Origin of the sequence: Bacillus cereus group sp. BfR-BA-01381 (assembly GCF_022663555.1) — a bacterium.
Taxonomy (GTDB): domain Bacteria; phylum Bacillota; class Bacilli; order Bacillales; family Bacillaceae_G; genus Bacillus_A; species Bacillus_A pacificus.
In genome coordinates, this window is record NZ_JAKUFR010000008.1 from 65,691 (window position 1) to 78,343 (window position 12,653).

Consider the following 12,653-nt stretch of genomic DNA (forward strand, 5'->3'; position numbering starts at 1 on the left):
TAAATACCAATATCATTTTATTTCAAAAGACCATTATCAAACTTATTCATTTACAATTTCTTTCTCTTTTTGTAATACAGGTAACTGTTTTTTCTTCTTTTTTGACATTACCTCTTTATCAGAAATACGTAAAGAAAATAGTAATGCTACGAGTAAAAATATTGCTGATCCAATTAATGCCGCTTGATATGGCAAGAAATCTGAATGAGCATTATGTTGTGCACTGTTATTTCCAAAACCAGCTAGTATACTAGCTAAAACAGCGACTCCTATCGCTGAACCTAATCGATTTTGCACATTAAATATAGTAGTTGCTCTTCCCATAGAAGGTGGCGTTATATTGTTAAATGCAGAAAATTGAACTGCTCCAACTGACTGACCTAAGAAAATACCTACGCCAAACAATAATGCCCGTATTTGCCAAGGATTCGTATCGTGATTTACAAAGCTTAATAAAACAAAGATAATCGCCGTACAAATTAACCCGATAGAAATTACCTTACGAGCACCTAATTTCTTATATGACCATGGTACAATCTGTGACGATATCATTAATCCAATTGCCTCTGGGAATGTAGTAAGACCTGATTCCAGTGCGGATACCCCTATTACATTTTGGTACATAAGCGGAAAAACAAATAACATTCCTAGTAAACCAGCTGATGAAAATAATGATATAAGGCTCATCTTTCTAAAGACTGGTTCTTTTAATAAGCGGAAATCTAACATCGGTTGCTTTACTTTAAGTTCTACAATGATAAACAGTGTAATAAATACAATCCCAGCTATTCCAGTACTTATAACCTCTGTAGAAATCCAGCCTCTTGATGGTCCTTGACTGAGCGCATAGATTAGCATCGCAAACCCTGGTGCTGATAAAATAAAGCCGAGAGAATCAAATCGACCAGCTGATTTTTCAACATGCTCTGCTAAAAATAGAAGTCCAAATAGCAATGCAACGATTCCAAACGGTAGATTAATATAAAATGCCCAACGCCAAGACATTTGATCTACAAAGAAACCACCAATGATAGGACCAATTGCTGGTGCTACAGCAATTGGAAGTACAATGAACCGGGAAATCTTCGGTCTTTCCTCTGGTGAAAATGTTCGAAATAACATCGCCATTCCGACCGGTGTTAAAAGCCCTCCACCAGCACCTTGAATGATACGGAAAATATTCAATAAAGTAATATCGTTAGCCATTCCGCATAAAGCAGAGGCAATTGTAAATACGAAAAGAGCAATTAAAAATACTCTTTTCGTACCGAATCGATCTCCTAGCCAACCAGAAATCGGAAGGAAAACAGCTAAACTAACTAAATACCCAACATTAACCGTCCCCATTGCAGATGAAGCTACTTGTAATTCTTTACTTATCGTTTGTAGTGCTACGTTCACAATTGTTGCATCCATAGCAGCCATAAACATCGCTGTTATATATACGATACTTACCACTACTTTTGGATTTATTTTTTCCTTCATTATCGTTTTCCTACTACTATTTTTTCGCCAGCTTGATTACTTTTCGGATCCAAATCTTTCCAGTTATTCTCAACATATTGTAAGCAATCGTGCCTGCTAGCTTCTTCATGTACGACATTCCACCCAATAGGTACATCAAGAAAGACAGGCCAGAGAGAATACTGGCCCTCCTCATTTTTTAATACTTTATATGTGTAATTATCATTTTCAAACGGATTCGTCATACTGTACTTACCCCTTTCTTATTCTGCAAATATTGCGCTAATACTTGTCCAATTTCTGTAAGTGGCCCTGGTTGACATAAATCTTTATGTCTACAATCAATATCATGTTGCACAATTTGTCCGTCTAAATAATTTAACCACGTATTTGGAGAGATAGGATCAAACCAGTCCGGTATTACAGTAGATCTAAAGAATAAAATATCTCCGTTATAAACTTCCGGTACGTATCCCCCTAACAATCCTACCGAATTTACATATGTTTCTTTCAAATTTAAAATGGTCTCTGTTTCAAGACTTGCTAATGCACTTCCATCTTTACGAAGTATTTCAATCGCACTTTCCATCGTAAGTGGTTTGCCATCCATGTTGTCTGGATCATATCCACCTAGAGCCAGTAGTGCGATTAACGCTTCTTCTTCAGTAGGCGCTTCCGTATTCGGTAGAAAGTGACCAGGATAAGAATCTAGCATAACGAGTAATTCTACTTCTTCCCCTTCATTTTGTAGTTGTGCTGCCATTGCATGCACAACATTTCCTCCGAGCGACCAACCGAGTAAACGATATGGTCCGTGAGGCTGTACTTCACGAACGTGTTTTAAATAATCCGCTGCCATTTCCTCTAAACTTTTGGGAAGTTCTTCATTTTTAGCGATACCTCGTGCTTGTACACCATAGATTGGATAATCTGTTCCTAAAGATTTCATAAGTCCTGCATAGCACCAACTTAATCCACCAGCCGGGTGTACACAAAATAGTGGCAATTGGTCCCCGCTTGCTCGTAACGGAAGCAACACATCGAGTGCACTTTGTCCATTTCCCACTTCGAGTCTTTCAGCAAGGCCTGCAACAGTAGGTGCTGCAAATAAAGTTCCGATATTTAATTCGACCCCAAGTGCTTCTTTCATGCGACTCATAAGCTGCACTGCAAGGAGTGAATGGCCACCAAGATCAAAGAATCCGTCATCAATTCCAATTTGAGGCACACTTAGCACTTCTGTAAACAAGTCACATAGCATTTCTTCTTGCGGTGTTCTTGGTCCACGACTAGAAGATGATGCGATAAATTCTGGAGCTGGCAATGCCTTTCTATCTAATTTACCGTTTGGAGTTAAAGGCAACTCATTTACTACTACAAAAGCATATGGAACCATGTAATCTGGTAGACTACCACTAGCAAACAGACGCATTTCATTCGTATCAATCGCTTCATTATTTGATGCGACGATATAAGAAACTAATCGTTTATCCCCTGGTTGATCTTCCCGTACAATAACTGCTACTTGCTCAACTGTAGGGTGTTTCATTATGACCGCTTCTATTTCTCCTAATTCAATTCGGAATCCACGAATTTTTATTTGATGATCTGCACGTCCTATATAATCTAGCGTCCCATCTTGACGCCAACGTGCTAAGTCTCCAGTACGATACATTCTTGTACCTGGCTTGCCAAATGGATCTGCAATAAAACGTTCTGCAGTTAAACCTGCCCTTCCTAAATATCCACGAGCAAGCCCTGCACCTGCAACATACATTTCTCCAACTACTCCAGGTGGCACTGGTTGTAAATAATGATCTAATACGTATACTTTAAGGTCAGGTATACTGCACCCAATTAAACTGTTTGCTCGTAAAGAAACGATTGTTTCATCTAACTCAATATAACTAACATGTACTGTCGTCTCAGTAATACCGTACATATTAATAAGCTTCGGTGCGTTATGAGGATGTCGACTATACCAATCTTCTAATCGACTTAGCTCAAGTGCTTCACCTCCAAAAACAACATATCGTAAAGATAATTTTTGGCCAATTTCTTCATTTTCACGATCTGCTTGCATCAATTGATAGAACGCTGATGGAGTTTGGTTTAAAACAGTTACCTTTTCTTTCACAAGAAGTTGTAAAAATTCTTTCGGTGAGCGACTTACAGTATGTGGTACTACGACTAGACGACCTCCATATAATAAAGGCCCCCAAATTTCCCAAACCGAGAAATCAAAAGCGTATGAATGGAACATCGTCCACACATCGTTTCCGTCAAACTGAAACCAATGATCAGTTGCTCCTAAAAGTCTTACTACATTTTGATGAGGTATCATAACGCCTTTCGGTCTACCTGTTGAACCTGATGTATAAATAACGTAAGCAATATGTGATGGAGTTAATGGCTTCACGCGCTCCATTTCATCAATATTGTCTTCACTATGTTTCTCAATTTCTTCTATTACTTTTACATTATCAACTAAAACTTTTAGTGCCTCATTACATTCAATTTCCACTTCTGAATTCGTTAAAACACATGATGGTTTCGCATCGTGCAGCATAAATGAAATACGGTCTGCTGGGTAATCTGGATCTAACGGAAGGTATCCAGCACCAGCTTTAAGAACAGCTAATAAGCTTACAACCATGTTTAATGATCTTGGCATCGCTAAAGCAACGAGTTGATCAGGACCAATTCCTTTTGCTATTAACAAACGAGCTAGTTTATTCGCTTTTTTATTTAACTCTTCATAAGTTAACTTTTCATCTTCAAAGACGACAGCAATAGAATTTGGATTTATATGAACTTGCTTTTCAAATAATTGTGATAATGTCATTTCTGGTGCAATTTGAAAACCACCATTCCACTTTTCTAACACTGTATTTTTCTCTGCTAAAGTTAATATTTCTAATCTGCCAATGGATTGATCCGGATTTATCACTGCATCATCTAATAACAAAATGAATCGTTCTATTAGTTTTTGAACCGTTTCACGTTTATATAAATCGGTACTAAACTCTAGTAATCCATGTAAACCGTTCGGAGTACCTTCACCCCCGTTACTCTCACTAATTTCAAATGTTAGATCAAACTTCGCAGAGCCAACACTTTGAATTTCAAGGCTCGCTTCTATATCCGGGACATCAAAGATTGCTTCTGGCGTATTTTGGAAAGCTAACATAACTTGAAATAGCGGATGACTATTTCGAGTACGCACCGGGTTTAACACTTCAACGAGTCGTTCAAATGGAACATCTTGATTTTCATAAGCTGCAAGATTTGCCTGCTTCACTCTATTCAATAATTCTTTAAAACTTGGATCTCCTGATGTATTTGTACGTAACACTAACGTATTTACAAATAAACCGACTATGTCAGAGAGTGCATCATCATTTCTTCCAGCAATCGGACTACCGATTGGTATATCAGTACCTGCACCTAATCTTGTAAATAGCGCACTTAGTCCTGCTTGCAATACCATAAACAAACTAACTCCGTTTTTCCGTGCGAGCTCTACTAACCTACTATGCATACCTGCATCTATATGAAAATGAATGGTTTCTCCTCTGTAACTCGTTTCCATTGGACGCTGATAATCTGTAGGCAACTCCAATTGATCTGGTAATCCCTTTAACTCTTTCTTCCAAAAATCTAATTGTGTTGAAATGAGACTTTCTTGTGTAGTTTCATCCCCTAACAATTGTTGTTGCCAAAGTGCATAATCTGCGTATTGAACCGGAAGTGTCTCTAGCTGTACTTTGTTACCTTGACATCGCGCTTTATACGCCGCTGTAAAATCTCTAGTTAACGGTTGTAATGACCAGCCATCCCCTACAATATGGTGTAATAGAATTAGTATTACATGTTCGTTTTCACTCACTGTAAAAAGTTGCAAACGAACTGCTGGTTCAACATCGAGGCTAAAGCTATATCTTACCGCTTCCGCAAGTGCACTCTCTAATTCACCTTTACATGTTTTTGTTTTAATCATTTCTAGATTTAAATTTTCCATATCTAAAATTTCCTGGTAGGAACTACCTAATACGTTAGGGAAAATTGTTCTAAGTGTTTCATGTTTCTCGACTACATCATTAAAGGCACCTTGCAATGCTTCCTCGTTCAACTTTCCAGACAAACGTATAACTAACGGAATATTATAAGTAGGGCTTGGACCTTCTAAACAATTCAAGAACCATAACCTACGTTGTGCAAATGAAAGTGGAACTTCATTTGGTCTTCTTACTTTCTTAATCGCTGGTCTTGCAGTTTTCGCTTGATCCAATTGCTTCGCTAGTTCAGCAACAGTTGGCGATTCAAATAGTTTTCCAATTCCTAATTCAGCACTTAACGTTTCACGAATTCTTGCCATTAAACGAGATGCAAGAAGCGAATGTCCACCCATTTCAAAGAAATTATCATCAATGCTAATGCGAGAAACTCCAAGTACTTCTGCAAATAAATCACATAATATTTCTTCTTTCGGATTTCTAGCAACTCTCTCATTATTTGTTCCATTAAAATCTGGCGCAGGTAATTTCTTTCTATCGATCTTTCCGTTTGGTGTTAATGGTAATTCTTCTAGCAACACAAATGCTGATGGTACCATATAATTCGCTAAACTTTCTGAAACATAAAAACGAAGTTCTGAAAGATTAATCGTTTCCTTCTCTTCGGCAACAATATACGCAATGATTCGTTTATCGTTCGGGCGGTCTTCTCGTACCATAACCACTGCTTGCTTAACATTTTCATGTCGTTGTATTACCATTTCAATTTCAGCTAATTCAATTCGGAAACCACGAATTTTAATTTGATGATCTGCGCGGTTCATGTACTCTAAAACACCATCTTTGCGCCATTTTACTAGATCACCTGTACGGTACATACGTTGTCCTGGTTTTCCATAAGGATTTGCAACAAACCGTTCAGCTGTTAACTCTGGTTTTCCTAAATATCCGCTTGCAAGTCCTTCCCCTGCAATATATAATTCACCAATAACTTCAGGTGGAACTGGTTGTAACCCTGCATCCAATACATACACTTCTGTATTGCAAATTGGCTTACCGATAGGAGGTATCCCATTTTCACTTTCATCAATGTTCATGAAGGTAGACCAAATCGTCGTTTCAGTTGGTCCATATAAATTAGTTATTGAGCAGCCTAATTCTCTTAATTTATTTGCTAAATGCCCTGGAAGAGCTTCACCACCAACAAGTATGTTTAGCCCTTGTAGCTTCTCTGGATAATCAGTTACTAACGCCTGCCAAAGCGTCGGTGTAGCCTGCATAATGGTCACTCTTTCTTCATGTAAAAGTGTCGTTAATGCAGAAGGCTCTTGTATGTCTTCCTTTTGCGCAATTGTTAAACTTGCACCACTAATAAGAGGTAAATAAATTTCTAGAGTAGAAATATCAAACGCAAATGTTGTAACTGCTAATAAATGATCATGTTCATGTAACAAAAACTTTTGTTGCATGAACATTAAAAAGTTACTTAAACCTCTCATAGGAACAATTACACCTTTTGGGTTTCCTGTTGAGCCTGAAGTATATATTGTATAGGCTGAGTTTAAAAGCGATACATCATTCTTACATGCTATATTCATACGAGAATATGTAAGTAATGCTAGTTTCGTTTCTTCGTCATCTAATACAATTTTTTTTATATCATTTTTTATAACTAACTTAGATGAAACAGATGAATGTGTTATGATACAAATTGGTTTTGCATCATTTACTATATAATTTATTCGCTCAGCTGGATATTCTGGATCTATTGGTAAATACGCTGCACCAGCCTTTAAAACTGCTAGCATACTAACTACCATTTCCGTTGATCTTGGAAATACTAAAGCTACAAACTGATTTGGTCGTATTCCTTCTTCTACTAAATAATGTGCTAGTTCATTCGCTCGTTCATTTAGCTCTTTATACGTAAAGTTTACACCGTCACAAGTAATCGCTAGTTTATTGGGATTTTTTTGCACTTGTTTTTCAAATGATATAGGTAGACTGATTAACTCATCGTCTTCCTTCGTTTCATTCCATTCCAATAAAACTTTATGATTTTCTTCAGGAAGAGTAATGTTTATCTTTCCAATCGACTCGTCTTTTTGATAAGCATTTATCATTAATTCTAATAATTGCATAAATCTTTCTTTATGCAATGCTAGCTCCGCACCATTATATACTTCCGGATTCGCATCAAAATGAATCATTAGCTCATTTTGATCAAAACGTTTATATACATTTATTGATAAATCATCGACAGGTCCCGCTGATAAATTATGTGTTATCCCACGATTCCCACCAAAGTTAAGCCCGTAATCAAAAGGCATAACATTCACTAACGGTCCAAATAATCTTTGATTTTCACCTAATAACTTAAAGTCTCTTCTTAATTCCTCATGACGGTATTTATGATGGCGACGTACATCTCGCATTTCTTTAGAAACTTGCTGTAATAATTCTACGAGAGTTATATTTGGAGTTACAGTAAGACGAAGTGGTACTAAATTCATTACCATACTAGGTGTATGAATAGATGCAGAACCTAGACGCCCCATCATCGGTAAACCTAAAACAATATCATTTTCACCTGTTAATTTATGCATATAAATACTTGTTACAGCGACAATGAATTCCGGCCAACTTGTTAACGAAATATTGATATCTTCTAGTAAAGTTTTTGTACTAGAACTAGATAAACAAGCTGTTTCGCGTAAAAATCCATTTGATGTTCTCGGTGCTCGTTCTGCCAAACTTACAACTTCTGGTTCATCCGCAAATTTTTCTAACCAAAAAGCACGATCTTCCTGAAATTGTTTAGACTCACGATACTCCATATCTTCTTGCACAACTTTTGCAAGAGAGCCAAATGTCTTTTCATTCTTGTTTGTTTCTTCTATAAGTGATGTATACTCATTCGCTACCTTTTGGCTAAGAAGTGAAAATCCATAGCCATCCATCACAATGTGATGGATGCGCTGATACCAAAAGAAACGATTATTTTCAACTTGAATAAGCGCTTCAATAAATAAAGTATCTTTTTTCAAATCGACTGGCATAGATAAATCATTTTTCATCCATGCTTTAGCAGCCTCTTCAGGATTTTCTTCTTTACGAACGTCAATAAAATGCATATGAAACTGTGATTCTTCAATAACTTGCCATGGGCCAATTTCATCTTCTTCGAAACGAACATGAAGTGCCTCAGCTTCCATTACAACTTTACGTACAGCTAATTCGAAAATTTCTTGATGAATATTTCCGTTTATTTCTACATATTCCCCAGTATTGTAAATTGGATTAAGCGGATCTAATTGTTGCGCAAACCACATGCCAGACTGCGCAGATGATAACGAATGACGAATCTTTTGACTGTTAGGCATTCTTTACTACCCCTTTATTATGTAGTCTATTTGTTACAGCACCTGTGCTGTTTGTGAAGATAGTAAACTGTACCAACCCGCAACAGTTGGACGTTCTGCTAAATCTGCAAAAGTGATTTCTTTCCCTTCACGACGCCACTTCTCTACTAAACTCATAATTCTGACCGAATCAAGCCCTCTATTTAATAAGTCCTCATCAATATCAATACTCTCTACTGGCTCACGAAGTAGTTGTGCAACTAATTCATGCACTTCCTGTATAGTGATCCCTTCACTCTCATCACCTTTGACACTTTGTAAATCGTTTAACAGTAGGCTTGTTGATGTCGTTACTGCACATCTATTTGATGCATACTCCAATGCTTGTTTATGATGCTCTAGTGAAAAATCAGCAACTGCATCTGCTACAAAGAACGGCTCTATACCATCCATAAATGCTTCACAAGCTGTTAAAAGGCAGCCAATATGCGCATAAATACCGCAAATAATGAGTTGATCTCTTCCTTGTTCATGTAAAATTTCTAATAGATTTGTCTTTTTAAATGCACTATATCTCCATTTTGTTAGGAATATATCATCCTCATCAGGAGTAAGTTCATCAACAATTTTCTTTTTATCTGGTCCAGCAGGAATACCGTCACCCCAAAAGTCTTGTAATAAACCTCGTTGTTCTAACGTTTGCCCACCAGGTTGCGCTGTATAAACAACTGGTATACCAAGTTCCTTACATTTTTCTCTTATCATTTTAATATTTGAAATAAGTTCTACTTTCGGTGATTCTTTATCGTTATATGCATCAAGAAAATATTCTTGCATGTCATGAATTAAAAGTACTGCACGTTTCGGATCTGGTGTCCAATTCACTTTATTTTTTGGTAGTTCTGATTCAATTGGCATTTTATATACTGAAATAGATGGGATAGCCATCTAATCACTTCCTTCCTGTTTTTATTATTGTTTTACTGTAATAAGTTTTTCAGCAATGACTTTACGTAATTCTTTTTTACTTACCTTTCCAACGCCTGTTTGCGGGAATGATTCAATAAATTCAATTCGATCTGGAATCTTATAAGCTGCTATACCGCGTTCTCTTAAAAACATTTTTAATTCACTTACTGCCGGAGCTTGTCCACGAGCTATAACAAATGCACAAGTACGTTCTCCTAAATAATCGTCAGGCATAGATACAATCGCTACATCATGTACTGCATCATGTGCTAATAGATGATTTTCAACTTCTTCTGCGGCAACTTTCTCACCACCACGATTAATTTGATCTTTATCTCTTCCTTCTACAATGATGTAACCTTGTTCATTTACTTTCACAAGATCTCCTGTACGATAAAATCCATCCTTTGTAAACGATCGTGCATTATGCTCTTCTGCTTTATAATAACCACGAATTGTATACGGCCCTCTTGTTAATAAACTACCTACTTCGCCCGGTTTTACATCGTTGTCATTTTCATCAACAACTCGTACTTCATCGAGTGCAGACATTGGTCTACCTTGTGTATGAATAATAATTTCTTCAGGATCATCTAATCTTGTATAGTTCACTAATCCTTCCGCCATACCGAATACTTGCTGTAATGTACATCCAAATGTAGGGCGTATACGTTTTGCAACTTCAGCACTAAATTTCGCACCACCTACTTGAATCACTTCTAGACTCGATAAATCGTTATTACGTGAAGATGCAGCATCAAGCCATATCATTGCTAATGGCGGTACGAGAGCAGTAATCGTAACTTTTTCTTTTTCAATAAGTGCAAATGCCTCATCTGGACTACCTCCAGTTGCCAGCACTACTTTTCCACCCGCATAGAAAGTTCCAAATGTTCCAGGAGAGCTCATCGGGTAATTATGTGCTACTGGAAGAACGGCCATATAGACACTCTTTGCACTTAAATTACAAATTTCAGCGCTAACACGTAAACTATAAATATAATCATCATGCGTTCGAGGAATTAATTTAGAAAGTCCTGTTGTCCCCCCTGATAATTGGAGAAACGCAACATCACTTGGCTGAATGTCTGGTAATGGAACGGGATCTATATATAAATCACTTATGTTCACAAATTCTTCTTCTTCTCCCACTACAATTACATGTTGTAAAGTCGGCACTTTCTCTTTCACTTCTCTTGCTAGTTTTCGATAATCAAAACCGAGAGCTTTATCTGAAATAACGTAAGCACTCGCCTCACCAAACTCACAAAAATAACTAATTTCACTGCTTCGATGTGAAGGTAATGCAAAAACAGGAAGTGCCCCAATTCGAAATAGCGCAAAACATACTTCGAAAAACTCAATAACGTTAGGTAGCTGGATTACAACTCGATCCTCTTGCTTTATTCCTAAATTCAGTAGACCTGAAGCTAATCGATCTACTTTTTTATCAAGCTCACTATACGTAATATGCGTATTACCACTTACAACTGCAATTTGATCGCCATATTTTTCAGCTCGCTCTCTTAACATCACGCCAAATGTTTCCCCAAGCCAACACCCTTCCTCTCGATAACGATCAGCAAATTCTTTTGGCCATTTTGTATAACCTGTTAGCATTCTTTCTGCCCCCTACTTTTCATTAAGTGAACTATCATTTAACCCTAAAGCTTTCAACATTGTTTGGAACTTAGCTGATGTTTCTGCTAATTCATCTTCTGGTTTTGACTCAGCAACAACGCCCGCTCCTGCATATAAACGGAGTGTATTTTCTTGTACTTCAGCACAACGAATTGTAACAATCCATTCACCGTCTCCATTTAAATCACTCCACCCTAGCATTCCTGTAAAGAATTCACGGTCAAATGGCTCAATTTTTTGAATCGCCTCTCTCGCTTCTTCCATCGGTGTTCCGCAAACTGCTGGCGTCGGATGAAGAACAATTGCTAATTCCAAAGAAGTAGTATTCGGATCTTTTAGTTCACCTTTCACTTCAGTAGATAAATGCCACATCGCTTCACTATGAATAACGGATGGCTTTTCCGGAACATGTAATGTATGACAGTACGGACGAAGCGCTGCAACAACTGCTTCTACTACTACCGCATGTTCATGTAAATCTTTTGGAGAAGAAAGTAATTCCTCTGCTCTTCTCTTATCTTCAACTGAATCCTCACTACGTGGCCTTGAACCAGCTAACGGATTAGAAATAACTTGCATACCATTACGTGAGACGAGTAATTCAGGGCTCGCTCCAATTAACGTCTTACTATTCTCCTTTTCATCTTTCGGTAAATTCACAGCAAATGTATATCCGCGCTTATTATGCGCTGCTAATTCTCGAAGAAGTTTTTGCTTATCAATCTTTTCGGAAGATTTTACATCTAACGATCTGGATAGAACGATTTTCTTTAAATCCCCGTCCTGTATTTTTTTAATCCCTTGCTTCACACCATTCATATACACTTCAGGCGCTGGTACAGGCGTCATTTCGAATGTTAAGTTCTCATTTATTTCAAGCTGATTTGTTGTATCCAATTGTAATCGCTCAGAAGTCCTACTATATTCTGGTACGATAAGTTGAACTTCTTTTCTACGATCAAATGGCAAAGCACCGACAACGATAGGATTCGGATTTCCTGCTTGTTTTGCATTACGTAATTCTGCTTGCACAAACTCTGGAAAACTTTCAATTTCATGATGCTTTATTGTAGTAAACTCTCCCTCTGCTAATATCGTTCGAGTTGGTGAAGCGAAAAAGAATGAAGATTCAGTCTTATAATCTTCTAGTAATTTTTCTGACAGTTCCTTTACAGCCGTAAATTCATTCATTGTATACTAA

6 protein-coding genes are annotated in these 12,653 nt (G+C 37.4%); all 6 read right to left on the reverse strand.

The window, feature by feature from the left end; genetic code table 11:
* Window positions 1–42: 42 nt before the first annotated feature.
* The 6 genes from MR079_RS04685 to dhbC are packed head-to-tail and all read right to left on the reverse strand — an operon-like array spanning window position 43 to window position 12,643.
* Window positions 43–1,485, reverse strand: a complete 1,443-nt coding sequence (locus MR079_RS04685) for an MDR family MFS transporter (RefSeq protein WP_242293629.1) — start codon at window positions 1,483–1,485, stop codon at window positions 43–45.
* Complete coding sequence (locus MR079_RS04690) at window positions 1,485–1,709, reverse strand: MbtH family protein (protein ID WP_242293630.1); 225 nt, start codon at window positions 1,707–1,709, stop codon at window positions 1,485–1,487. The genes MR079_RS04685 and MR079_RS04690 overlap by 1 nt, the downstream gene beginning before the upstream one ends.
* Entirely contained in the window at window positions 1,706–8,863 is a 7,158-nt protein-coding gene (locus MR079_RS04695; RefSeq protein WP_242293631.1) for an amino acid adenylation domain-containing protein, read from the reverse strand. The genes MR079_RS04690 and MR079_RS04695 overlap by 4 nt, the downstream gene beginning before the upstream one ends.
* Before the next feature lie 33 nt (window positions 8,864–8,896).
* Window positions 8,897–9,790 carry an isochorismatase family protein gene (locus MR079_RS04700; RefSeq protein ID WP_242293632.1) on the reverse strand — a complete coding sequence of 298 codons (894 nt, stop codon included), beginning with the start codon at window positions 9,788–9,790 and terminating at the stop codon, window positions 8,897–8,899.
* A 24-nt stretch (window positions 9,791–9,814) separates the two neighbouring features.
* On the reverse strand, window positions 9,815–11,431 hold the full coding sequence (locus MR079_RS04705; protein WP_242293633.1) for a (2,3-dihydroxybenzoyl)adenylate synthase: 1,617 nt from the start codon (window positions 11,429–11,431) through the stop codon (window positions 9,815–9,817).
* A 12-nt stretch (window positions 11,432–11,443) separates the two neighbouring features.
* Window positions 11,444–12,643: an isochorismate synthase DhbC gene (dhbC, locus tag MR079_RS04710; RefSeq protein WP_242293634.1), complete on the reverse strand. Its 1,200-nt coding sequence runs from the start codon at window positions 12,641–12,643 to the stop codon at window positions 11,444–11,446.
* Window positions 12,644–12,653 lie beyond the last annotated feature (10 nt).